We start from the raw sequence: 24,777 nt of genomic DNA on the forward strand, positions 1-24,777 counted from the left end.
CCAGATCCGGCACCCAGGCTCGGCGGCCAGGCCCGGGCGCAAAGCCCGGCACCCAGGCCCGGCAACCCCCAGGCCCGGCAGGCATACCTACGGAGGCAGGATGGCGGTCTCGGCGAGGGGAACCTACTCGTGGCGGTGCGAGGGGTGTGAGCGGGAGAGTGCGGCCGTCGTCTGGCGTGTCCTCGATGCTCGTGAGCGCGCCGATGCCCTGAGCGGGGAGAGCCCCGGCCTGGCGTGGGTGGACTGTCCCGGATGCGGTGCGCGGACGGCCATCGACGCGCCGCTGCTCGTCCTGCGGCCGGGCGTGACGGCACCCCTGTTGCTCGCGCTCTCCCTCACGGAGCTCCGGTCGGGGGCCCTGCCGTCCGCGCCCGTCCTGCTCGGGGAGGCCGGGCGGGCCGGAGCCTTCCGCGACACCGTCTTCCACGGGCAGGTGATCCCGCTGCCCCGCAGGCTGCTGCCGGTCGTCCTCACCCGTGACCTCGACCGGGACCTGGCCGACCCGGCGGCGGCCCGCGCCGAGCTGGCGCCGCAGGGGGAGCCGACGGTCGACAACTACGCGACCTTCCTGCACTACCTCGCGGAGGACCGGGAGCAGACCGAGGTGAACGGCCTGCTGTACGCCGTACTGACCAGCCTCCCGGACCAGCTGAGAGAACTCCTGCGTACGCGGCCGGAGTTGACCCGCGACACAAAGGTGCGAGACGCCGGGCGCGCGGAACTGGAGGCGGCCGCGGGCGCCCCGTTCGAACCGGATCTGCGCCGGCGCCAGCGGCTCCTGGAAGACCTCAGCGACGGCCGTACCCCGCAGGAGGAGGCGCTCCAGCGCTACTTCGACTCCCTGCGCGCCCTCGGCGGCGACCTGCGGGAACAGCTGTACGCGCTGTACGAGACGGCCCGCACCGCCGAGGGAACCGCGTCCATCGCACCGGCCCGCGAGGCGCTGGCCCTCGCCGCCGACCTCGGCGAAGAGGAGCTGGAGGCCGAGATCGCCGCCCTGCTCGGCGAGCGCCTGGTGGCCGCCGCCCACGCCGGGCCCGACGCCGACCTGTCCGAAGCGGTCACGCTGCTCGAACACGCCCTGGCCCGGCTCCCCGAAGGCAGCCTGGAGTGGGTGCACACGGCGAACAACCTCGCCAGCGCCCACTACGCGCGCGACGACGGCGACCGCCTGGAGGTCTGGCTGACCGCCTGCGACCTGCTCGCCCGCGCCGGCGAGCTCGACCGGCGCGCACACCCCGAGTTCTGGGCGCGCATCCAGACCAACTACGGCCTGCTCCTGTCGGAGCGGCCGGGCGGCGACGCCACGGACCTCGGCCTCGGCATCCGCCACATCAGGGCCGGTCTCGAAGAACGCTCCCCGGAGCGCTCCACCGTCAACTGGGCCTACTCCATGGTCAATCTCGGCCTGCTCCTCCAGCGCCGCGCCGAGCCGGACGACCTGGGCGAGGCCGAACGCTGCTACCGGGACACCCTGAGCCACCTCGCACCAGGCGACGACCCCGCCCTCTGGGCACAGGCCCAGTACAACCTCGCCGACCTGCTCCTCACCCGCGACCCCCCGGACCCGTACGGCGCCCGGGCCGCCGCCTCGGCCGTGCTCGACCTGGCCACGGAGCACCCCGGCCCTCTCGACACCGGCCGCGTCACCTGGCTGCTGGCCCGGTCCAGTGACCTCATCGACGGGCCGGACAGTGCCCAGAGCCTCCGGTTGCGCCGCGCGGCCCTGGCCGCCGTACCACCCGCCCTGGCGCCCTCCCTGCACCTCGGCATCGCCCGCGAGCTGGTCGACAGATGCGCGGACGCCGGACATTGGGAGGAGGCGGCCGACATCGCGTCCGGCATGCTGACCGCCGTGAACGTGCTGTACGACGCCCAAGTGACCGTCGAGAGCCGCCGGGGCGTCCTGGTGCAGGTGGACCGGCTCGCCCGCTGGACCGCCTTCCTGCTGGCCCGCGCGGGCCGGCCCGAGCGCGCGGTGGAAGCGCTGGAACGCGGCCTCGCCTGCGAGCTCTCGGTGGTGGCGGGGCGGGGAGCGGCCGACCTCGCGGAACTCGACCGCGTCGACCCCGTCGTCGCCCGCCGCTACCGCACCGCACGGGCCCGCTACAGCGCCCGCGCCACGGAACCGACCGCGACGGCACCCGGCGGCCCCGCCTCCGCGACGCGCGCACAGGCGGACGCCGAACGCGCCCTGCGCACCGTGGTCGAGGAGATCCGCGCCATCCCCGGCTTCGAGGACTTCCTGCGCACCACCGAACTGCGCGACATCGTCAAGGCCGCGGGCGGCAGACCGCTCGCGTACCTGGTCAACGCGCCCTGGGGCAGCTACGTCCTCGTGGTCACCGGCGCCGAACCCGCGGTGCGGGCCGTGCACGTCCCCGAGGTCAGCAGCGTCACCCTGCTGCACCTCCTGGTCATCGACCCGGACGAGGGCACCACCGGCCTGTGGCTCGCGCAGTACGGCACGAGGCTGGCCTGGCGGCGTACCTTCCCCGCCACGCTGGAACGCCTCACGGCCCTCGAACCCCTCATGCGCCCCCTCGCCGCGCTCCTCGCCGACGACCCGCGCAACGAGGCGGTCGTCGTCCCGACCGGCCTGCTCGGCCTCGTCCCGCTGCACGCCGTGCCGCTCGGCCCCGACCAGGTGGTCGACGACATCGGCACCGTGACCCTCACCCCGTCCGCGGCCGTCCACGCCGCCTCCCGGGCCCGCGCCGCCCGCCCGCCGCGCGCCGTGCCGCGCCTGGTGGCCGTCACCGACCCCGACGGCTCGCTCCCCGGCAGCCGCGGCGAACTCGCCGAGATCCAGGCGCTGTTCGCGCCGCGCGGCGAGGTCAGCCGCGCGGTGGGGGAGGAGGCCACGGTGGGCTGGGTGCTCGACCACCTCGCCGAGGCGTCGTACCTGCACCTGAGCTGCCACGGCAGCGCGGGCTCCGACAGCCGGGGCGGCTCGCTCGTCCTCGCCGACGGCCACCTGGACATGGACACCCTCGTACGGCACCAACTCCCGCTGTGCAGACTGGCGGTGGCGAGCGCCTGCCAGTCGGGGCACTACGGAATCATCGAGACGCCCGACGAGTTCCAGGGGCTCCCTGCCGCCTTCCTCCAGGCGGGCGCCGCCTGCGCGGTGACCGGCCTGTGGCAGGTGGACGACATGGCCACCGCGTTCCTGATGACGCGCTTCTACGAATTCCTCTGCCAGGCCGAGGAACCGGTACCGGTACCGGCACTGCGCCGCGCGCGCCGCTGGTTGCGCCGCCTCACGTGGGAGGAGTTCGCGCGGTACACGGACACGCACCCGCACCTCGCGGACCTCGCGGACCGGTACGCCGCCCACGCGAGGACGACGCAGGACCACCCGTTCGCCTCACCGGTCCACTGGGCGGCGTTCACCGCGTGGGGCGTCTGAGGGACGGACCTGATGTGCCGCTGGCCAGTGGCTCCGGCGCGCGCGGTGGATGGCGTACTCGACCTCCCCGCCCCGCCGCACGCATGTGGGGTGCTTTGACCTTCGGCCAGGCGCGGCAGACAGCGGGGGACGGCGTGAAGGCACTGGGCGACGGGGATCCAGCACGCATAGGGGCGTATCGGCTCCTGGGTGTGCTCGGTGAGGGCGGCATGGGCCGCGTGTACATGGGCCGGTCGGAGGGCGGACGCACGGTCGCGCTCAAGGTCGTACGGAGCGAGATCGCCCAAGTGCCCGACTTCCGACGGCGGTTCGCGCGCGAGGTGGATGCCGCGCGGCGTGTGGCCGGACCGTGGGCCGCGGCCGTTCTCGACGCCGACGTCGAAGCGGCCGTCCCTTGGGTCGCCACTCAGTACATCCCGGGCCCGGATCTGCACACCGTGGTCGCACAGGACTTCGCCCCGCTCCCCGAGCGTTCCGTGCGCTTCCTCGCCTGCCGCCTCGCCCTCGCCCTCCAGGCCGTACACGGCGGCGGGTTGATCCACCGCGACCTCAAACCGTCGAACATCCTGGTCACGGTCGACGGGCCGCGTGTCATCGACTTCGGGATCGCGCGGGCCCTCGACGCCCTGGACGCGACGGCCGCCGAATCGGCGATGACCCGCACGGGCATGGTCATCGGCTCGCCCGGGTTCATGTCCCCCGAGCAGGCCAGCGGTCGCGAACTCACCCCGGCCAGCGACGTGTTCTGCCTCGGCTCCGTCCTCGTGTACGCGGCCACGGGGCGTCAGCCGTTCGGCGCGGGCGGAAACGGCAGGCTCGCCGCCCAGCTGTTCAGTGTGGCCGAGGATGAGCCGGACCTGAGCGGAGTGCCGTCTTCGCTGGTGGATCTCGTGCGGGACTGCCTGGCGAAGGACCCGCGGCAGCGCCCCACCCCCGGCCAGATCGCCGAGCGCACCGAGGACGGGTCGACCGAGCCCTGGCTCCCCGGCGAGGTGCTCGCCCAACCGGGCCGCCGCACCGCCGAGTTGCCAGACCGGAAGCTCCAGCTCCAGACAGCCACCATCGATCCGGGAAACGTGCTCCTCACCAGCAAGGTCGCGGTCTTCCTGAAGGCCGGGAAGCCCGGTGAGGCCACCTGGTGCTACTGCCAGGGAGGCGTGTTCTCGATATCCGGCGAGAAGAAGGACTTCCTCTTCACCACGAACCTGGAGCCGGGGTCGCCCCGGGATCACTCCGCCGACTCCGCCGACACCGCCTGCCCGGCTTCCCTGCCTGCCCAGACGTACTCGACGGGGATCGACGAGAAGCACCTGGGGATGATCCCCATGGGTTCCGAGGGAGTCGCCGCCGTCGGTTCCGGCGGCCTTCAGCGCGCAACACCCTGACCCGTCCCTGCCTTCGCGCGCAGTTCGGCTGGGCGGCGTTCACCACGGGGTGTCTGAGCAGCGCGTGTCAGTTGCGCCGTGTCGGTCCGAGCGTGTCGAGGGAGTAGGAGCGGACGGGGTCGTCGGCTGATTGCGGGGCGTCGACCCGCATCGTCGTGTAGCGCCCGCCCGCAAGGCCGCCGACGGTCACCGTCACCGGGTACCGGACCTCCCTGCCCTCCGCGCAGCTCGGCTCGCAGGTGACGTGCCAACCGCGCCCGGTGGCGCGGGCCGTGGGCTCGCCCCAGCCCGACCACGACAGGCCCAGGAGCCCGGCCTTCCCGTCGCCGCAGGCGACCAGGAGCCGCTCCGGCCTGTCCAGCGCCTGCCCGCCGCAGTCGGCGATGGCGGCGGGCCGCGTGCTCGGCCTCGTCCCGACCCTGGTCGGGGGCTGCCGGGAGGGCTCGCGCACGGCCGAGGGCGGGGCCGGGCGCCGTCTCCTTCTCGGCGGCTAAGCGACGGCTCGACGGTCGGCGACGGCTCGGCGGTCGGTCCCGGGGCGCGGCGCGGGCGTCCGCTGGACCGTCTCGGTCGCCCGCCGCGGGCGGTCGACGGTCAGGTGCCGTCCTCGCGCCAGGGGTTCAGCGCGATGACGGCCGTGGCGGTCAGCACGGCGACCGCGACGGCCGTCACCGCGAGCGCGGCGAACCCGCGCGGGGGGGGCCACTCGCGCCGGCCCGGCGCCCCCTCGACGGCGACCGCCGCCCCGTCGAGCTCTTCCCGCGGGCGACGCTCCAACTCCTCCCGGAGCCGGGCGATCTCGGCCTGCTGGGCCGCGATCAGCTCGTGCACCTCCGTGGGCCAGGGCCGCTCCCGCGACGTGATCCGGCCCATGTCCTCAAGGAGCTGGGCGGGCGTCGGACGCGCCTCGGGGTCCTTCGCAAGGCAGCGGGCGACGAGGGGGCGGACCCTCGGGGGCAGCCCGCCGAGGTCGGGCTCGGTATGCACGATGTTGTACAGCGTCTGCGGCACGGAGGGCCCGACGAAGGGGCACGTCCCCGTGCACGCCATGACCAGCACCGTCCCCAGCGAGAACACGTCACTGGCCGGACCGAGCGGCCGCCCCTCGGCCTGCTCGGGGGACATGAAGCCGGGCGAGCCGACCAGACGTCCCGTGTGGGTCAGGTCCGTGCCGGTACCGATGCCGGTCTCGTTCTCGGTCGCCCGGGCGATGCCGAAGTCGATCACACGGGGCCCGTCGTCGGCGAGCAGTACGTTCGACGGCTTCAGGTCCCGGTGCACCAGCCCGGCCCGATGGATGTCGACCAGTGCCGAAGCGAGTCCCGCGGTCATGCGCAGGACCGCTTCCTCGGGCAGCGCGCCGACCGCGGCCACCGCCTGCTGCAACGAGGGCCCGGGCACGAACTCCGAGGTCAGCCACGGCTCTTCCGCCTCCGCGTCCGCGTCGATCACCGCCGACGTATGGGCTCCTGACACCTTGCGGGAGGCCGCCACCTCACGGCGGAAGCGGGCACGGAAACCGTCGTCCTCGACGAACTGCGTACGCACCTGCTTCAGCGCGACGAGGCGGCCGTCCGGATCGCTGCTCAGCAGGACCCGCCCCATGCCACCCCGGCCGAGCTCCGCGATCGAGCGGTAGCGCCCGACCTCCACCGGATCGCTCCCTGTCAGTCGTCTCACCGCGTCCCCCCTGTCCCCGGTGCCTCCGTGTCCCGTGTCGGGCGAGCCGTACAACGGACGGGGCAGATCGTCTCGCGCGCCCCGGACCCCGGACAAGAGGCCGGGCGGCATGCCGACATCTCTTGCACACGGTCACGTCCCGCCCCTCGCACCGGCCCACGGGGGTCCGCGAGGTCGGACAGGTCGCGGTGGCGGATTTCCCTCAACGACTTGACTGCGGCATCTCCTTCAGCAGAGTTTGGAGTTCACAACTTGTACATGGCCCGGTAGCCGTTTCCGGGACCGGCGTCGCGGGGGGCCTCGGGTCGTCCGTAAAGAGGGCAAAGGTGAGAGTCAATGGAGACTCCGGGGTCGCAGTCGTCTCTGCACCGGGCCAATCTCGAGCGGGTCGTACGCGCCGTACGCCTCGCCGGTTCGCTCACGCAGGCGGAGATCGCGAGGACGACGGGCCTGTCGGCGGCGACGGTCTCCAACATCGTGCGGGAGCTGAAGGACGCCGGCACCGTCGAGGTCACGCCCACCTCGGCGGGCGGCAGGCGGGCCCGCAGCGTCTCGCTCAGCGGGGACGCGGGCATCGTCATCGGCGTCGACTTCGGGCACACGCACCTGCGCGTGGCCGTCGGCAACCTCGCCCACCAGGTGCTCGCAGAGGAGGCCGAACCGCTGGACGTGGACGCGTCCGCCGCGCAGGGCTTCGACCGGGCCGAGCAGCTGGTCAGCCGCTTGATCGCGGCCACGGGAGTGGACCCGGCGAAGATCGCCGGGGTGGGGCTCGGCGTACCGGGGCCCATCGACGTGGAGTCCGGGACGCTCGGCTCGACGTCGATCCTGCCGGGCTGGACAGGGACGAAGCCCGCCGAGGAGCTGGGCGCCCGGCTCGGCGTGCCGGTGCACGTGGACAACGACGCCAACCTCGGCGCCCTGGGCGAGCTGGTCTGGGGGAGCGGCCGAGGGGTCAAGGACCTCGCGTACATCAAGGTCGCCAGCGGTGTCGGCGCCGGGCTCGTGATCAGCGGACGGATCTACCGGGGCCCCGGTGGCACGGCCGGGGAGATCGGGCACATCACGCTCGACGAGTCGGGCCCGGTCTGCCGCTGCGGCAACCGCGGCTGCCTGGAGACCTTCACCGCCGCCCGTTATGTCCTGCCGCTGCTCCAGTCCAGCCACGGCACCGACCTGACCATGGAGCGCGTGGTGGGTCTCGCGCGGGACGGCGACCCGGGGTGCCGGCGGGTGATCGCCGACGTCGGGCGGCACATCGGCAGCGGCGTCGCGAACCTCTGCAACCTGCTCAACCCCTCCCGGGTGGTGCTCGGCGGGGACCTCGCGGAGGCCGGTGAGCTGGTGCTCGGGCCCATCAGGGAGTCGGTCGGGCGGTACGCGATCCCGAGCGCCGCGCGCCAACTGTCCGTACTGCCCGGGGCACTTGGCGGACGGGCGGAGGTGCTGGGCGCGCTCGCCCTCGCGCTCAGCGAGATGGGCGATTCGACCCTTTTGGACGGGACGCTGCCCGCCGGGACGCCTGCCTTCACTTAGATAACGCATGGCACCGTTGTCATCTCGTTAAGGATTTACTCCTTGACGCTGGTGTGGCGGCCGAGTTGACTTCGAGCCACCTCGGCCGCAACGACGCGGCCTCGTCAGGGAGGCACCCCACCATGAACGCAATGACGCGTCGCGTCGTCATAGGCACGGCCGCGGTTTCGATGGCACTGGCCATGACCGCGTGCGGCAAGGCCGGCGACGGCGACGACAAGGGCAGCGGCGGCGACGACAAGACCATCGGTCTGCTGCTCCCCGAGAACAAGACCACCCGGTACGAGACCTTCGACCGCCCCATCATGGAGGCGAAGATCAAGGAACTCTGCTCGGACTGCAAGGTCAAGTACAACAACGCCGCTCAGGACATCGAGAACCAGAAGAAGCAGTTCGACGCCCTCGTCACCCAGGGCGTCAAAGTGATCATCCTGGACGCGGTCGACTACAAGTCGACGAAGTCGTGGGTCAAGCAGGCCGACAAGCAGGGCGTGAAGGTCGTGGCGTACGACCGCCTCGCCGAGGGCCCGCTCGCCGCCTACGTGTCCTACGACAACGAGAAGATCGGCCGCCTCCAGGGCGGGGCCATGGTCAAGGCGCTCGGCTCCGACGCCAAGGACGCCAACGTCGTCATGATCAACGGCTCGCCGACCGACCCGAACGCCCCCTTCTTCAAGAAGGGCGCCCACTCGGTGCTCGACAAGAAGGTCAAGAAGATCGCGTACGAGCAGGACATCCCGGACTGGTCGCCCGACGAGGCGAACAAGAAGATGTCCTCCGCGATCGACAAGCTCGGCAAGGACGGCATCCAGGGCGTCTACGCCGCCAACGACGGCATGGCGGGCGGCGTGATCACCGCCCTCAAGCAGCGCGGCATCAAGGTCCCGGTCGGCGGCCAGGACGCCGAGCTCGCGGGCGTGCAGCGCCTGCTGAGCGGCGACCAGGACTACACGATCTACAAGGAGATCAAGCCGGAGGCCGAGACCACCGCCGAGATCGCCGTGGCGCTCCTCAAGGGCAAGGCCGTCGACACCCTCACCGACCGCAAGGTCGACTCGCTCAGCGGCGAGTTCAAGGGCATTCCGGCCAAGCTGTTCGACGCGCAGGCGATCACCAAGTCCGAGATCGCCGACACGATCATCAAGGACAAGGTCTACAAGGTCAGCGAGATCTGCACCGCCCAGTACAAGAAGGCGTGCGACGCCGCGGGCATCAAGTAACCCCCGCAACTCCCGCGGACGGCCGAGCCGTTCGCACCCCGTGGGTTCCGTGGGGCGTTCGTGAGAGCGCTCCACGGCCCGCTGCTCTGCTCTCGCTGTACCACCATCCCCGCCGGTCAGGCGGCGAAGGAGATGATTCACGTGTCCGCTACGCCCGTGCTGGCGTTGCGCGGGGTCTCCAAGCGGTTCGGCGCCGTCCAGGCGCTCACGGACGTAGACCTCGAAATCCACACCGGTGAGGTGGTCGCCCTGGTCGGCGACAACGGCGCCGGCAAGTCCACCCTCGTCAAGACGATCTCGGGCGTTCACCCGATCGACGACGGCACCATCGAGTGGGAGGGCCGCCCGGTCCGCATCGGCCGGCCGCACGACGCCCAGAACCTCGGCGTGGCCACCGTCTACCAGGACCTCGCGCTCTGCGACAACCTCGACGTCGTCGCCAACCTCTTCCTCGGCAGCGAGCTGAAGAGCGCCTCCGTCCTCGACGAGATCAAGATGGAGAAGCGGGCCAGGGAGCTCCTGGACACCCTCTCCATCCGCATCCCCAGCGTCCGCATCCCGGTCGCGGCGCTCTCCGGCGGTCAGCGCCAGGTCGTCGCCATCGCCCGCGCGCTGGTCGGCGACCCCAAGGTCGTCATCCTCGACGAGCCCACCGCCGCCCTCGGCGTCGAGCAGACCGCGCAGGTCCTCGACCTGGTGGAGCGGCTGCGCGAGCGCGGCCACGGCGTGATCCTCATCAGCCACAACATGGCCGACGTGAAGGCCGTCGCGGACCGCGTGGCGGTGCTGCGGCTCGGCCGCAACAACGGCACGTTCTCCGTCGCCGACACCACCAACGAAGAGATCATCGCCGCGATCACCGGCGCCACGGACAACGCCGTGACCCGCCGCAAGGCGCGCACGGCCACGGCACCGAAGGAGGGAGCGAAGTGAGCGACCTCGCCAAGACCCCGACGAGCAAGAACACCGACGCCCCGGCCTCCGCGGCGCCCGTCCCCGCCGTCGACCCGCGCCTCCTCGTCCGCGAGGAGGGCCTGGCCGGGTACTGGACCGAGTTCAAGCGCAAGATGCGCGGCGGCGAACTCGGCTCGCTGCCTGTCGTCATCGGCCTGATCGTCATCGCGGTCGTCTTCCAGCTGAAGAACGACCACTTCCTGGACGCGAGCAGCCTCGCGAACATCGCGGTCTTCACCTCCGGCCTCGGCATCATGGCCGTCGGCATCGTCTTCGTCCTGCTGCTCGGCGAGATCGACCTCTCGGTCGGCTCGGTGGCCGGCATGGGCGCGGCGGTCTGGGCCGTGCTGAGCGTCACCCACGGCCTGAACGACTGGCTCGCGGTCCTCCTCGCCGTCCTCACCGGCCTCGTCATCGGCGCCGTCCACGGAGCGTTTTTCGCCAAGATCGGCGTGCCCGCCTTCGTGGTCACCCTGGCGGGCTTCCTCGGCTGGAGCGGCCTCCAGATCTGGCTGATGGGCGGCGAGGGCAGCATCAACACGCCCGAGGGCAGTGTCGTCGAGGACCTCACCGGCCACTTCTTCGCGGACAAGGCCGCGGCGTACGGTCTCGCGGCCGTCGCGATCTTCGCGTACGCCGCCTCCCTGCTGCTCGACAGCAAGCGCCGCAAGGCCGCCGGGCTGCCCTCGCGCCCGGTCAGCGAGATCGTGCTGCGCACGGTCGTCGTCGCGGTCCTCGCGGGCGGCGCGGCGTACGTCCTGAACGAGCCCGCCGGCGCGCGCGGCCTGCCGCTTGCCCTGGTGCTCTTCCTCGCCGTCCTCGTGATCGCGGACTTCGTGGCGCGGCGCACCACCTTCGGCCGGCAGGTCTTCGCGGTCGGCGGCAACGCGGAGGCGGCGCGGCGCGCCGGTATCAACGTGGACCGGGTCCGGATCACCGTCTTCGCCATCTCCGGCATGCTGGCGGCCTTCGGCGGACTGTTCATCGCGAGCCTCTCCGGTGGCGCGACGAAGAGCCTGGGCGGCGGCAACACGCTGATGATGGTGATCGCGGCGGCCGTCATCGGCGGTACGAGTCTCTTCGGCGGGCGCGGCAAGGTGTGGTCCGCGCTCCTCGGCATGCTGGTGATCCAGTCCATCCAGCAGGGGCTGAACCTGCTCGGCATGGCGAGTGAGATCCAGTACATGATCACGGGGGCGGTGCTGCTGGCCGCGGTGGTCATCGACTCCGTTTCGCGGCGTACGCAGAAGTCGGCGGGGCGCGCGTAGCGTTTCAGGACGGTCTTTTGGGGCGGTCTTTTTGGCTGCCGGGCCGTCGTGGCTGGTCGCGCGGTTCCCCGCGCCCCTGACGGGGCTCTCCCCGCGTCCCTGATGAGGGGCGCGGGGTTCCCTGTGTCCGGTACACCCGCCTCCCGGGCGCAGCGCGCGGTGGCGGAACATTAGACTCGACAGACCCGGCAACGCTCGAACAGCACATCTCAGCTCTACTGCAAGGAGGCACGGGTGCCGCTGCTGACCCGCATCACGGGACCGCGCGATCTGGACCGGCTCAGCCCCGAGGAGCTGGACGAGCTGGCCGGAGAGATCCGCGGCTTCCTCGTCGACGCCGTCTCCAAGACCGGCGGCCACCTCGGCCCCAACCTCGGCGTGGTCGAGCTGACCATCGCCCTGCACCGCGTCTTCGACTCCCCCAAGGACAAGGTCCTCTTCGACACGGGCCACCAGAGCTACGTCCACAAGCTGCTCACCGGCCGCCAGGACTTCGAGAGGCTGCGCGCCAAGGGCGGCCTCTCCGGCTACCCCTCGCGGGCCGAGTCCGACCACGACGTGATCGAGAACAGCCACGCCTCCACGGTCCTCGGCTGGGCCGACGGCCTCGCCAAGGCCAATGAGGTGCGCGGCAAGGACGACCACGTCGTCGCCGTCATCGGTGACGGCGCGCTCACCGGCGGCATGGCCTGGGAGGCGCTGAACAACATCGCGGCCGCCAAGGACCGCCCGCTGGTGATCGTCGTCAACGACAACGAGCGTTCCTACGCCCCCACGATCGGCGGTCTCGCCAACCACCTCGCCACGCTGCGCACGACGGACGGCTACGAGCGCTTCCTGGCCCGCGGCAAGGACATCCTGGAGCGCACCCCGGTCGTCGGCAGGCCGCTCTACGAGACGCTGCACGGCGCCAAGAAGGGCCTGAAGGACTTCATCGCCCCGCAGGGCATGTTCGAGGACCTCGGCCTGAAGTACGTGGGCCCGATCGACGGCCACGACATCGAGGCCCTGGAGTCCGCCCTCCAGCGCGCCAAGCGCTTCGGCGGCCCGGTCATCGTGCACTGCCTCACCGAGAAGGGCCGCGGCTACAAGCCCGCCGAGGAGGACGAGGCCGACCACTTCCACGGCATCGGCCCGATCCACCCCGACACCGGCCTGCCCATCGCCGCGGGCGGCATGGACTGGACGTCCGTCTTCGGCGAGGAGATGGTCAAGCTCGGCCACGAGCGCGAGGACATCGTCGCCATCACGGCGGCCATGCTCCAGCCCGTCGGCCTGGCCAAGTTCGCCAAGGAGTTCCCCGATCGCGTGTATGACGTCGGCATCGCCGAGCAGCACGCGGCGGTCTCCGCCGCGGGCCTCGCCACCGGCGGCCTGCACCCCGTCTTCGCGGTCTACGCCACCTTCCTCAACCGCGCCTTCGACCAGCTCCTGATGGACGTGGCCCTGCACAAGTGCGGTGTGACCTTCGTCCTGGACCGGGCGGGCGTCACCGGCACGGACGGCGCCTCGCACAACGGCATGTGGGACATGTCGATCCTCCAGTGCGTGCCGACGGTGCGGATCGCCGCCCCGCGCGACGCCGACCAGGTCCGCCTCCAACTGCGCGAGGCCGTCGAGGTCGACGACGCGCCGACCGTCGTGCGCTACTCCAAGGGCGCGGTCGGCCCGGCCGTCAAGGCCGTCGGCACGGTCGGCGGCATGGACGTGCTGCGCGAGGCGGGCAGCGACCGGCCCGACGTGCTGCTGGTCTCCATCGGCGCGCTCGCGCCCATGTGCCTGGAGATCGCGGGCCTGCTCGACAAGCAGGGCATCACCACGACCGTCGTCGACCCGCGCTGGGTCAAGCCGGTCGACGAGGCCATGGCGCCGCTCGCCGAGAAGCACCGCGTCGTCGTCACCGTCGAGGACAACTCCCGCGCCGGCGGCGTCGGTTCGGCGATCGCCCAGGCCCTGCGCGACGCGGGCGTCGACGTACCGCTGCGTGACTTCGGCATCCCGCCGCGCTTCCTCGACCACGCCTCCCGCAAGGAGATCATGGCCGAGATCGGTCTGACCGCGCCGGACATCGCCCGCCAGGTCACGGGTCTGGTCGCCAAGCTGGACGGCAGGTACGAGCGCGACACGGCCGCGGCCGTGGAATCCGTGGAGCCCGCGCGCGACTGACGTCGACCCGACACGGCCGATGGGCCGGTTCCGGCACCCTGTACGGGTGGTGGGACCGGCCCATTCGCGTGAATAGGGCCGTGCCGGACGGTGTGCGATACCCGGCCTCTCGATCATGTCGGGGACGACAAGCGTGGAGGCAAGCGTGGAGGTTCGCCCGTGACAAGCACCCTGTTCCGAACAAAGAGCGTCGAACAGTCCATCCAGGACACCGAGGAACCGGAGCACGCGCTCAAGAAGTCGCTCTCCGCCCTCGACCTCACCGTGTTCGGCGTCGGCGTCATCATCGGCACCGGCATCTTCGTCCTCACCGGAAAGGTGGCCAAGGAGACCGCGGGGCCCGCCACCGCGCTCGCCTTCGTCGCGGCGGGCGTCGTCTGCGCGCTCGCGGCCCTCTGCTACGCGGAGTTCGCCTCGACCGTGCCGGTGGCCGGGTCGGCGTACACCTTCTCCTACGCCTCACTGGGCGAGCTGCCCGCCTGGATCATCGGCTGGGACCTGGTGCTGGAATTCGCGCTCGGCACCGCCGTCGTCGCCGTCGGCTGGTCCGGCTACGTCCGCTCGCTGCTGGACAACGCGGGCTGGCAGCTGCCGGAGACGCTCACCGGGCCCGACGCCGCCGAGGGCTTCGGCTTTGACATCCTCGCCTTCGCGCTGGTCCTCGTCCTCACCGTCATCCTCGTCCTCGGCATGAAGCTCTCCGCGCGCGTCACCACGGTCGTCGTGGCCATCAAGGTGGCCGTCGTCCTGATCGTCATCATCGCGGGCGCCTTCTTCATCAAGGCCGACAACTACAAGCCGTTCATCCCCAAGGCGCAGGAGGTGCCGCCGGGCGACAGCATCCAGTCGCCGCTGATCCAGCTGATGTTCGGGTACGCGCCCACCAACTTCGGCGTCCTCGGCATCTTCACGGCCGCCTCGGTCGTCTTCTTCGCCTTCATCGGCTTCGACATCGTGGCCACCGCCGCCGAGGAGACCAGGCTGCCGCAGCGAGACATGCCGCGCGGCATCCTCGGCTCCCTCCTCATCTGCACGCTCCTGTACGTCGCCGTGTCCATCGTCGTCACGGGCATGCAGCACTACAGCGAACTCTCCGTGGACGCCCCACTGGCCGACGCCTTCAAGGCCACCGGGCATCCCTTCTACGCGGGCGTCATCAGCTTCGGCGCCGCCGTCGGCCTCACCACCGTCTGCATGATCCTGCTGCTCGGCCAGACCCGCGTCTTCTTCGCGATGAGCAGGGACGGGCTGCTGCCCCGGTTCTTCTCCCACGTCCACCCGAAGTACAAGACGCCGCACCGGCCGACCATCCTCCTCGGCGTGCTCATCGCGATCCTCGCGGGCTTCACCAGCCTCAACGAACTCGCCGAACTGGTGAACATCGGCACGCTCTTCGCCTTCGTCGTCGTCGCCCTGAGCGTCATCATCCTGCGCCGCACCCGCCCCGACCTGCCCCGCGCCTTCCGCACCCCGATGGTGCCCCTCGTGCCCATCCTCTCGGTGGCGGCCTCGGTGTGGCTGATGCTGAACCTGCCCGCCGAGACCTGGCTGCGGTTCGGCATCTGGATGGCGCTAGGCTTCGTCGTCTACTTCGTGTACGGGCGTTCCCACAGCCGGCTGGGCCGGCGCGGGAAGCAGCTCCACGCCGACGACGCACGGTAGCCGCCGCCGTTCGGCAGGCATTTCTCACCGGCCCCGTATGTCCCGATCCGATCGGAACTGCGGGGCCGGATAGCGTGCACCGTATGCCCGCCGCGCCCGCCACCTCACTACGCTCCGTACGCGGCCTCCGGGTGCCGGGGCCGCGCAAGGAGCCCCTGACCGCCCCCCGGACCGGTTACTGGAGGCGCCTGCTCCCTCTGCTCGCGGCCCTGGCGTGCGTGACCCGGCTGCCCTCCTTCCGGCTGCCGCTGTGGAACCCCGACGAGGGCTATCTCGCCGTCCAGGCCCGGATATTGGCCGACGGCGGCGAGCTCTACGAGACGGTGGTCGACCGCAAGCCGCCGCTCGTCCCCTGGCTCTACGCGGGCGCCTTCGCGCTCTTCGGCGACTCCTCGCTCCTGCCCCTCAAGGTCCTCGCCGTCGCCGCACAGCTCCTGACGGCGCTGCTCCTGGCCTCGCTGGCCCGGCGCCGCTGGGGCGACGGGGCGGGCCGCACGGCGGGCGTGCTGTACCTCCTGATCTCGATCGGCCTGAACCCCGAGGACGCCCAGGCGGCCACCTTCGAGGTCTTCATGCTGCCGTGCACGGCCGCCGCCATGTGGTGCGCGGACCGCCGCCGGTGGGGCGCGGCGGGGGCGGCGGTGGCCTGCGCCTTCCTCGCCAAGCAGACCGGCGGGGCGGTGCTCCTGCCGGTGCTCTGGCTGCTGTGGCGCTCCGGGGCGCCCCGGAGCGGCGGCCCACGCCTGGCGGCCGGACTGTGCGGGCCCGTCCTGGCCGCGGCCCTGCTGACCTCACCCTCGGGCTTCCTGTTCTGGACGGTGACGGGATCGGGTGCCTACGCCTCCTTCACCGGCTCCGAACTCCACGTCCTCGGGCGGGGGTTGGCGAACGCCGCGATCCTCACCGCGGCCTGCGCGGGCCTCGCCCCGCCGGTCCTGCGCGTCCTGCGTGTCGCCCGCACCGGGGCGGGGGAGCTGTGGCTGTGGCTCGCCTCGGCGGTGGCGGCGGTGCTGCTCGGCTTCCACTTCTTCGGCCACTACTACCTGCAACTCACGCCGCCGCTCGCGCTGTTGGGCACGGCGGCACTCCAGATCCTGCCGCGCGAGCGGACGGTCAGGGCGATCGTCACGTCCGGGTGCGCCTGCGCGGTGTTCCTGGCCTGGGGCCTGACCGCGCCGCGCCCCGAACTGGTCCACGCGGCGCGCCTCGCGGAGACGGTGAGGGCACACACCCGGCCCGACGCGAAGGTGCTGTTCTGGGGCATACACCCGGAAGGCTACTGGCTGGCCGACCGCCCTCCCGCGAGCCGCTTCCTCACGGCGGGCCTGCTCACCAACTACAGCGGCGGCCGCAACGGCCCGCAGGTGGGCGAGAAGTACGCGGTGGAGGGAGCCTGGGCCGCCTTCCGCGAGGAGTGGCACGCCCACCCGCCGACCCTGGTGATCGACGACTCCCGCGGCAAGCCGTACGCCCCCTCCAGGGTGCCGTCCCTGCGGAGGGCCTTGGCGGTGGGGTACGAGCCGGTGCTGTGGGTGGAGGGGGCGGTGGTGTACGCGAGAGTGGGCGGGGCGGCGCGGTGAGGTGGGGGGCAAGTCGCCGCCGTGGCAGCAGCCTCCCTAGGGGCGCGGGGAACTGCGCGCTCAGCCCGTCATGACTTGCGGCGGCCTGCGGTCCGGTCTTCGCAGACGCGTCTGCCTTCGGCGGCTGTGTGGCGGCTGTGGGTGGGTTCTGGGTTACGCGCGCAGTTCCCCGCGCCCCTGGCACGGCGGGGGCGGACCCGCGCTACGGCCGCACCGTCCGCGGCCCCACGCACTCCGCCCCCGACGCCTCGACCCTGCGGCGCAGTTCACGGTCGGCCGTGACCACCACGCACGGGCGGTCCGCCGCCTCGGCGGCTACCTCCACGATGCGGTCGTCGCCGCCGGCGGGTGCGCTCTCGACGCGGACGCCGGGGATGGACTCGACGCCGCGCGCGGCGCCCTCGACGACGAGGACGACCTCCACCGGGCCCGGATGCCCGGCGATGCCCTCCTCCGCGTACGGGACGAGCCGGTCCCGTAGCCGCTCGGCGGCCCCGCGGCGGTCGTGCCACCAGCCGTCGGGCACGGAACCCACCACGTTCGCGGCGTCGACGACGACAAGAGTTCTCATACGGCAAACGTAAACTAATCGGCAGAACGCTGTGCGTATGCGCACGTGTACGTGGACGTGGAAGGGTGCCGCCGAGTCATGCCGTCGAGGACGAGGAACCTCAGCACCGGTGCCCCGGACACCGCCCGGTGGCTGCTGCGCGGCAAGGACGGCCGCCTCACCGCGTACGCCCGCGCCGAGGGCGGCCTGCTGCGCTGGACCGAGGCCAGGGCCGGCGGCCCCGAGTGGGACGGCCCCGACTTCTTCGAGGCGCCCGACCTGACGTACCTCACCCTCGCCCAGGGCGCCGACGGATACGTGCACTTCGTCGGCCGCAGGGAGCGGCGCGACGAGAAGGGCGAGGCCGTCGTCGACCTCGTGCACTCCGTGCAGTACCAGTCGGGGCGGCCGCTCATGGACTGGCGCTCCCTCGGCAACCCGCACACCAAGCTCGTGGAGCGCGCGCCGCGCCTCGGCGCGCCCGCCGCCGCCGTGGACGCCGCGGGCACGGTGCATGTCTTCGTGCGGGACGCCGTGAACAGCGTACGCATGCGCCGTGAGGGCAAGGGCGGCAAGTGGGAGGGCTGGAAGGACTTCAAGGTCCGCGAGGCCCTGGACGGCATCGCCGCCCTCGCCACCTCCACCGGCCGGGTCGAAGTCCTCGCACCCGGCGCCAAGGCCACCCTGCGCTGGGCGCAGGAGAAGCAGGGCGGCGAACTCGTACGCGCGGACGACATCCCGCTCGCCCCGGCCCCCGGCTCCGGCACCGCCCTGGAGACCGCCCCCGACCGCCTCACGTACTACGCCGCCGACGCGCTCGGCAGCGGCGTCCTCGCCCACCGCCCCGCGCTCGGCGGCCCCGCGATCCCCCTCGGCGGCGCCCCGGGCACCGGCCCCGTCGCGGCCCTGCGCACCGCCATAGACGGCCACGACTGCACGGTCCTCGCGCACCGCACGGCCACCGGCCGCCCCGAACTGGCCGCGTTCCCCACCGAGGACGAGGAAGCGGGCCTGTGGTGGGCCGCGACCGGCGAACCGTGCCTGGGCGCCCCGGCGTTGGCACTGGACGCGCGGGGCCGCGTCGTCATGGCGGCGATCGGCCTCGACGGCACCCTGCGCCTCGCCCGCCAGAAGGCGGAGCCTGGCCTCGCGCTGGAAGCGTGGACCCGGGTGTGAAGCGAACAGACGACGGTGGGCCGTACGGGACGACTCCCGTACGGCCCACCGTCGTTGTGGTACCTGCTACGCCGGGACGCTCGCCACGCCCTGCGCCAGGAACCGCTTGCCGTTCACCCGCTCGCTGACACCCTCACGGTCCAGGTACGGCGTGATGCCGCCCAGGTGGAAGGGCCAGCCCGCGCCGGTGATCAGGCACAGGTCGATGTCCTGGGCCTCGGCGACGACGCCCTCGTCGAGCATGAGCCCGATCTCCTGCGCCACCGCGTCGAGCACGCGGTCCCGCACCTGCTCCTCGGTCAGGACCTTGTCGCCCTGCTTCAGGAGAGCGGCGACCTCCGGGTCCAGCTCCGGCTTCCCGGAGTCGTACACGTAGAACCCGCGCTTGCCCGCCTTCACGACGGCCGCGAGGTTCGGGGAGACGGTGAAGCGCTCGGGGAAGGCGCGGTTCAGGGTCTCCGAGACGTGCAGGCCGATGGCCGGGCCGACCAGCTCAAGGAGAACCAGCGGCGACATCGGCAGACCGAGCGGCTCGACGGCCTTCTCGGCGACGGCGACCGGGGTGCCCTCGTCGATGACGTTCTGGATCTCGCCCATGAAGCGCGTCAGGATGCGGTTCACGACGAACGCCGGGGCGTCCTTCACGAGCACCGCGGTCTTCTTCAGCTTCTTGGCGACACCGAAGGCCGTGGCCAGCGACGCGTCGTCCGTCTGCTCACCGCGCACGATCTCCAGGAGCGGCAGGATCGCGACCGGGTTGAAGAAGTGGAAGCCGACGACCCGCTCGGGGTGCTTCAGCTTCGACGCCATCTCGGTGACCGACAGCGAGGAGGTGTTCGTGGCGAGGATCGCGTGCGCCGGGGCCACGGCCTCGACCTCGGCGAACACCTGCTGCTTGACGCCGATCTCCTCGAAGACGGCCTCGATGATGAAGTCGGCGTCGGAGAAGCCCTCGGCCTTGTCCAGGACACCGGAGACCAGCGCCTTCAGGCGGTTGGCCTTGTCCTGGTTGATGCGGCCCTTGCCGAGCAGCTTGTCGATCTCGGCCTGGACGTAGCCCACACCCTTGTCGACGCGCTCCTGGTCGATGTCGGTCAGCACGACCGGCACCTCCAGGCGGCGCAGGAAGAGCAGCGCGAGCTGCGAGGCCATCAGACCGGCGCCGACGACGCCGACCTTGGTGACCGGGCGCGCCAGGTTCTTGTCCGGGGCGCCCGCCGGGCGCTTGGCGCGCTTCTGCACGAGGTTGAACGAGTAGATGCCCGCGCGCAGTTCACCGCCCATGATGAGGTCGGCGAGCGCGACGTCCTCGGCGTCGAAGCCCTGCTGGAGGTCGCCGTCCTTGGCGGCCGCGATGATCTCCAGGGCACGGTAGGCGGCCGGAGCGGCGCCGTGCACCTTGGAGTCAGCGATGGCACGGCCGCGCGCGACGGCGGCGTCCCAGCCCTCGCCGCGGTCGATCTCGGGCCGGACGACCTCGACCGAGCCGTTGAGGACGGAGGCCGTCCAGATCAGCGACTGCTCCAGGAAGTCCGCGCCCTCGAACATCGCGTCGGCGATGCCGAGCTCGAAGACCTGCTTGCCCTTGAGCTGGCGGTTCTGGTTGAGCGAGTTCTCGATGATGACCGTGACCGCGCGGTCCGCGCCGATGAGGTTCGGCAGCAGCGCGCAGCCGCCCCAGCCCGGCACCAGGCCGAGGAAGACCTCGGGCAGCGAGAAGGCGGGCAGCGCCTTGGAGACGGTGCGGTAGGAGCAGTGCAGACCGACGCGACGCCACTTCTCGACCTGGTCGATCGCCGTGTTCAGGTTGGCGCGCGCCGCGGCTTGTGGTGTCGAAGCCGTTGTCCAGCGCGAAGCGTCGAGGTGGCGTACGTGCGCCTGCGTGACGACCTCGTCCGGGAACAGCTCGGCCGCACCCTTCAGAAGCTCGGTGGTCGTGGTGCTCACTTGTCGCCTCCGGCGTCCTTGTGGTTCGGGTTCTCCCAGATGACCGTCGCGCCCATGCCGAAGCCGACGCACATGGTCGTGAGGCCGTACCGCACCTCGGGCTGCTCCTCGAACTGCCGCGCCAGCTGCGTCATCAGGCGTACGCCGGAGGAGGCGAGCGGGTGGCCGAAGGCGATGGCGCCGCCGTACTGGTTGACGCGCGCGTCGTCGTCCGCGATGCCGTAGTGCTCCAGGAAGGCGAGCACCTGCACGGCGAAGGCCTCGTTGATCTCGAAGAGACCCATGTCGGAGATGGACAGGCCCGCCTTGGCGAGGGCCTTCTCCGTGGCCGGGATCGGGCCGTAGCCCATGACCTCCGGCTCGACGCCCGCGAAGGCGTACGAGACGAGGCGCATCTTGACCGGGAGGTTGTTCTCCCGCGCGAACTCCTCGGAAGCGATGAGGGAGGCGGTGGCGCCGTCGTTGAGGCCCGCGGCGTTACCGGCTGTGACGCGGCCGTGCGTACGGAACGGCGTCTTCAGCCCCGCGAGGTTCTCCAGCGTCGTGCCCGGACGCATCGGCTCGTCGGCGGTGGCGAGGCCCCAGCCGGTCTCACCGGCCTCCGCGTTGGTACGGCGTACGGAGATCGGCACCAGGTCCGCCTGGATCTTGCCGTCGGCGTACGCCTTGGCGGCCTTCTCCTGCGAGCGCACCGCGTACTCGTCGGCGCGCAGCTTGGTGATGCTCGGGTAGCGGTCGTGCGGTCTGGCGCGGACTCGTCCACGCGACGAACGCGGGTCGTCGAGCTGGAACCGCGGCGACACCCATGGCGGCCGATGTCGTACGCGCCGAACGTGCCCGCGACCGCACGCGGTGAGGGCCCGGCGCAGGGGATGGAGTGCGGGCACGGACTGCGGCAGCGGAGGATGCGGCGGCCGATCGTCAGACCCTGGTCGCCGATCTGCGTGGTCGCCGCGATGGCGACCTCGTCGATCTTGGCGGGGTCGAGGTCCGGGTTGCGGCGCAGCAGCTCCCGGATGGCCTTCACGACGAGGTCATCGGCACGGGTCTCGTGGTAGATGCCCTTCGGACCCGCCTTGCCGAACGGGGTGCGGACGCCGTCCACGAAGACGACGTCCCTGACGGTACGAGGCACGATGGCTCTCCTCCAGGGTGCGGTTGCGCCACGCCTGCGGCGCGCTTCCTGGGGCCATGCTACTTGTCGGTAACTATGTGGCCAAGAGCTGCCCCGTACCGCCTCTGCGAGGCGAAGGTCACACTGGTTCCGGCCCGCTCGCGGGCGGCTCCGGCAGCCAGTCGCGGGCCGGGTCGTACTCCAGCCACCGCCTGCGCCCCCCTTCCTCCGCGCAGGCGGTGACGAGCCCCTTCAGCCCCGGGTGCTCGTCCCCGGAACGCCACAGCAGCGACCACGCGTACAGGGGCGTCGGATCGACCAACGGGACGGAGCGCAGCCCCGGGACCCTCGGCAAGGGCACATCGGCGGGCATCAGCGAGAAGCGGTCCGGCTCGCGCGCCACCTCGGCGAGGAAGTGGCCGAGCCCCAGATTGACGCCCGTCGCCGTGTGCCGGACGCCGAACCGCACGGCGAACCGGTGGAGGAAGTCGAGCCGGTCCAGCGGGCCCGGCGCCCACAGCACGCCGCCGCTCAACCGGTCGGGCCGCAGCGCCGGTTCGGCCGCGAGCGGATGGTCGGCACTCAGTACGGCGTCCACCGGTTCGAGGCGGATCAGACGGTGGGCGAGACCGGCGGGCAGCGGCGGGTGGACCCGGCCGAACGCCGCGTCGACGTCGCCGTTCAGCAGCGCCTTCGCCACCGACGGCAGATCGCGCCCGTGCCCCGACACCAGCTCCCCGGCCCGCCCGGCCACCCGGGCCAGCGTCCGCATCGGCGCGTAGAGGTGGCCCCAGGTGTCCACGTGCAGCGGACGATCCGCGCCGGACACCGCCGCGACCGCGGCGTCGGCGGCGGCCACGGTCCGCCGGGCCGGACCGAGAAAGCGCCGCCCGGCCTCGGTGAGGCGCACCCCGCTGCCGCCGCGCAGGAGCAGTCGGGTGCCGAGCAGTGCTTCGAGCCGGGCGATCCTCTTGGACAGTGCCTGCTGCGAGATCGCGAGCGTCCCGGCGGCCCGCCCGAAGTGCAGTTCCTCGGCGGTGCGCACGAAGGCACGCGCCTGCGCGACATCAAGATCCACGGCTCTCACCATAAGCGACAACCAACAGTTGTGGGTGGTGCTCGTCCGTTGTTGGCTCTCCGGACGGCCGCGACGGTTGCATCCCCTCCATGCGAAGACTGATTCCCACGGGGGAAGCGACGCGCCCGGTCGCCCTGACCGAGGCCCCCCAGCCCGTACCGGCGCCCGGTGAGGCACTGATCAAGGTCGAGGCGTTCGCGCCGAACCGGGGCGAGACCTTCCTTCTCGAACACCCGGAACCGGGGCTGCTGCCCGGCAAGGACATCGCGGGGCTCGTCGTGCAGGCGGCGGCCGACGGCTCGGGCCCCGGCATCGGCACCCGGGTGGTCGGACATCCGGCGCGCGGCGGCTGGGCCGAGTACGCCGCCGTACCCACGCACTCGCTGGCGGCGCTCCCGGACGGCCTCGACACCACACGGGCGGCGGCCCTGCCCCTGGCCGGGATCACCGCCCTGCGGCTGCTGCGTACGGCTGGTTCCGTGCCGGGCCGACGGGTGCTGCTGACCGGCGCCTCCGGCGGCGTCGGACATTACGTCACCGAGCTGGCCGTCGGCGCCGGGGCCGAGGTGACCGCGGTGACGGCCACACCGGCGCGCGGTGAGCGGCTCAAGGGGATGGGGGCGCGGGTGGTGCACGAGGTCGACGCGGCGCGGGGGCCGTTCGACGTCGTGCTGGAGTCCACGGGCGGGGCGGCGCTGCCGGTCGCCCTGTCGAAGGTGCGGCCGGGCGGCCTGCTCGTCTGGTTCGGCCAGGCGAGCCGCGCCCCGGTGACCCTCGACTTCTTCGAGCTCCTCAAGGGCTCCGAGCGGGTCACGATCCAGCACTTCCACTACGCGGGCGCCCCGTACGGCTCCGATCTCTCGGCTCTGGTGCGGCTGGTCGAACGGGGCCGACTGCACCCGGAGATCGGCCGCACCGCCGACTGGACGGAGACCGCCGCCACCCTGGTCGACCTGCGCGAACGCCGGATACGCGGCAAGGCCGTCCTGCTGACCGGAGGAGCGCGATGAGCACCACCGACTTCGTCGCCGCCCAGTGGACCCGCGCCACCGGCGCGGGCGTGGACCCTCACGAGTACCGGCGCGTCACCGACGGCCTGACCTCCGTCGCCGACTGGGGTCCGTCCTTCGTCCGCACCGCACGCGGCCACCTCCGGCGCGCGCAGGAGGCGGGATCACCCCTGTCCGCGGGTGAGTCCCTGCTGACGGCCGCCCGCTGGTTCCACCTGGCCACCCTGGCGCCGTACGCGGAGGCGCACCATGCCGCCACCGAGGCCGACCACGCCCTGGGGAGGGCGCTCACGCTGCTGGAACCCGGTGCGCGGCGGGTGAGCGGCGAGGGCTTCACCGGGTGGCTGCGCGGCCCCGCCGACGCGCCCGGGACCGTGGTGATCGTCCCCGGTCTGGACTCGGCCAAGGAGGAGTTCCTCGATCTGGCGTCCGCGCTGCTGGCCAGGGGCCTCGCGGTGTTCGCCATGGACGGCCCAGGGCAAGGCGTCCTCGCGGCCACCACGACCCTCGTGCCGGAGTACGAGCACGTCGTCGGACGGGTCGTCGACGCCCTCGGCGCCCCTCGCGTCGGGCTCGTCGGCCTGAGTCTGGGCGGCTACTTCGCGGCCCGGGCCGCATCGCTTGAGCCCCGCCTGGCGGCCGTCGCCACCGTCAGCGGCCCCTTCCGCCTCGACTGGGCGGAACTGCCCCCGCCCGTACGGGAGATCATGGCCCGCCGCACGGGAGGAACCGACGCCGCCCGCGCGTTCGCCCGCCAGGTGGACCTCACCGCCCGGGCACCCCGCATCACGGCGCCGCTGCTGGTCGTGGACGGCGGCCGGGACGTCATCCCGTGGTCGACGGCGACCTGGCCCGGCCCGGCTGGCGCCTGGCACGGCAACCTGTGTCACCTCCGCACGGCGACCACCTCCTCGGCAACGCGCGCGCGGACTGGCTGCCCCGCCTCTGCGACCACATCGCACGCGTCGACTGACGCGGAACCGGAAACCGTCTGACCGGGCCACGGCGGCCCGTCCCCGCCTGGACCTCGCCCGGCGGG

The 24,777-nt window shown here is 72.2% G+C and carries 16 protein-coding genes and 2 pseudogenes; 12 read left to right on the forward strand and 6 right to left on the reverse strand.

Annotated elements, in window-relative coordinates:
* Positions 1 to 238: 238 nt before the first annotated feature.
* On the forward strand, positions 239 to 3,412 hold the full coding sequence (locus KKZ08_RS30185; RefSeq protein ID WP_223777430.1) for a CHAT domain-containing protein: 3,174 nt from the start codon (positions 239 to 241) through the stop codon (positions 3,410 to 3,412).
* A 134-nt stretch (positions 3,413 to 3,546) separates the two neighbouring features.
* A pseudogene (locus tag KKZ08_RS30190) lies at positions 3,547 to 4,440 on the forward strand (serine/threonine-protein kinase); the annotation flags it as partial.
* A 424-nt stretch (positions 4,441 to 4,864) separates the two neighbouring features.
* On the opposite strand, the gene KKZ08_RS30195 reads toward KKZ08_RS30190, so the two are convergent.
* A complete protein-coding gene (locus KKZ08_RS30195; RefSeq protein WP_223777431.1) occupies positions 4,865 to 5,248 on the reverse strand; it encodes a hypothetical protein in 384 nt (127 codons plus the stop codon).
* A gap of 143 nt (positions 5,249 to 5,391) precedes the next feature.
* Complete coding sequence (locus KKZ08_RS30200) at positions 5,392 to 6,477, reverse strand: serine/threonine-protein kinase (protein WP_223777432.1); 1,086 nt, start codon at positions 6,475 to 6,477, stop codon at positions 5,392 to 5,394.
* Positions 6,478 to 6,813: 336 nt separating this feature from the next.
* Here KKZ08_RS30200 and KKZ08_RS30205 point away from each other — a divergent pair, with 336 nt between their 5' ends.
* The 7 genes from KKZ08_RS30205 to KKZ08_RS30235 all read left to right on the forward strand — a co-directional run bounded on the left by KKZ08_RS30205 (position 6,814) and on the right by KKZ08_RS30235 (position 16,863).
* Positions 6,814 to 8,013 (forward strand): ROK family transcriptional regulator, encoded by a 1,200-nt coding sequence (locus KKZ08_RS30205; RefSeq protein ID WP_223777433.1) that lies wholly within the window; start codon positions 6,814 to 6,816, stop codon positions 8,011 to 8,013.
* A gap of 131 nt (positions 8,014 to 8,144) precedes the next feature.
* Positions 8,145 to 9,233 (forward strand): substrate-binding domain-containing protein, encoded by a 1,089-nt coding sequence (locus KKZ08_RS30210; RefSeq protein ID WP_223779248.1) that lies wholly within the window; start codon positions 8,145 to 8,147, stop codon positions 9,231 to 9,233.
* A gap of 132 nt (positions 9,234 to 9,365) precedes the next feature.
* Positions 9,366 to 10,166 (forward strand): ATP-binding cassette domain-containing protein, encoded by an 801-nt coding sequence (locus KKZ08_RS30215; RefSeq protein WP_127911846.1) that lies wholly within the window; start codon positions 9,366 to 9,368, stop codon positions 10,164 to 10,166.
* A complete protein-coding gene (locus KKZ08_RS30220) occupies positions 10,163 to 11,455 on the forward strand; it encodes a sugar ABC transporter permease (protein WP_223777434.1) in 1,293 nt (430 codons plus the stop codon). The genes KKZ08_RS30215 and KKZ08_RS30220 overlap by 4 nt, the downstream gene beginning before the upstream one ends.
* A 234-nt stretch (positions 11,456 to 11,689) precedes the next feature.
* Positions 11,690 to 13,621, forward strand: coding sequence for a 1-deoxy-D-xylulose-5-phosphate synthase (gene dxs / locus KKZ08_RS30225; RefSeq protein WP_223777435.1), 1,932 nt, complete (start codon positions 11,690 to 11,692; stop codon positions 13,619 to 13,621).
* A gap of 159 nt (positions 13,622 to 13,780) precedes the next feature.
* Entirely contained in the window at positions 13,781 to 15,283 is a 1,503-nt protein-coding gene (locus KKZ08_RS30230) for an amino acid permease (RefSeq protein ID WP_223777436.1), read from the forward strand.
* 83 nt (positions 15,284 to 15,366) lie between these two features.
* Positions 15,367 to 16,863, forward strand: coding sequence for a glycosyltransferase family 39 protein (locus KKZ08_RS30235; protein ID WP_223777437.1), 1,497 nt, complete (start codon positions 15,367 to 15,369; stop codon positions 16,861 to 16,863).
* A 202-nt stretch (positions 16,864 to 17,065) separates the two neighbouring features.
* Here KKZ08_RS30235 and KKZ08_RS30240 read toward each other — a convergent pair whose 3' ends face one another.
* Positions 17,066 to 17,434 carry an NTP pyrophosphohydrolase gene (locus tag KKZ08_RS30240; RefSeq protein WP_223777438.1) on the reverse strand — a complete coding sequence of 123 codons (369 nt, stop codon included), beginning with the start codon at positions 17,432 to 17,434 and terminating at the stop codon, positions 17,066 to 17,068.
* Between the two features lie 78 nt (positions 17,435 to 17,512).
* Between KKZ08_RS30240 and KKZ08_RS30245 the strand changes: the two genes are divergently transcribed.
* Positions 17,513 to 18,589: a hypothetical protein gene (locus KKZ08_RS30245; protein ID WP_223777439.1), complete on the forward strand. Its 1,077-nt coding sequence runs from the start codon at positions 17,513 to 17,515 to the stop codon at positions 18,587 to 18,589.
* A gap of 66 nt (positions 18,590 to 18,655) precedes the next feature.
* Here KKZ08_RS30245 and KKZ08_RS30250 read toward each other — a convergent pair whose 3' ends face one another.
* The 3 genes and pseudogenes from KKZ08_RS30250 to KKZ08_RS30260 all read right to left on the reverse strand — a co-directional run bounded on the left by KKZ08_RS30250 (position 18,656) and on the right by KKZ08_RS30260 (position 22,728).
* Positions 18,656 to 20,536, reverse strand: a complete 1,881-nt coding sequence (locus tag KKZ08_RS30250; RefSeq protein WP_223777440.1) for a 3-hydroxyacyl-CoA dehydrogenase NAD-binding domain-containing protein — start codon at positions 20,534 to 20,536, stop codon at positions 18,656 to 18,658.
* Positions 20,533 to 21,671 (reverse strand): annotated as a pseudogene (locus KKZ08_RS30255) (acetyl-CoA C-acyltransferase). The gene KKZ08_RS30250 and the pseudogene KKZ08_RS30255 overlap by 4 nt, the downstream one beginning before the upstream one ends.
* 118 nt (positions 21,672 to 21,789) lie before the next feature.
* Complete coding sequence (locus KKZ08_RS30260) at positions 21,790 to 22,728, reverse strand: LysR family transcriptional regulator (protein WP_223777441.1); 939 nt, start codon at positions 22,726 to 22,728, stop codon at positions 21,790 to 21,792.
* An 89-nt stretch (positions 22,729 to 22,817) separates the two neighbouring features.
* Here KKZ08_RS30260 and KKZ08_RS30265 point away from each other — a divergent pair, with 89 nt between their 5' ends.
* Together KKZ08_RS30265 and KKZ08_RS30270 are read left to right on the forward strand one after the other, a co-directional pair.
* On the forward strand, positions 22,818 to 23,738 hold the full coding sequence (locus tag KKZ08_RS30265) for a zinc-binding dehydrogenase (protein WP_223777442.1): 921 nt from the start codon (positions 22,818 to 22,820) through the stop codon (positions 23,736 to 23,738).
* A complete protein-coding gene (locus tag KKZ08_RS30270) occupies positions 23,735 to 24,733 on the forward strand; it encodes an alpha/beta fold hydrolase (RefSeq protein ID WP_223777443.1) in 999 nt (332 codons plus the stop codon). Before KKZ08_RS30265 ends, KKZ08_RS30270 begins: the two co-directional genes overlap by 4 nt.
* Positions 24,734 to 24,777: the final 44 nt, after the last annotated feature.

The sequence above is a fragment of the Streptomyces sp. 135 genome, from assembly GCF_020026305.1.
In the GTDB taxonomy this organism is placed as follows: domain Bacteria; phylum Actinomycetota; class Actinomycetes; order Streptomycetales; family Streptomycetaceae; genus Streptomyces.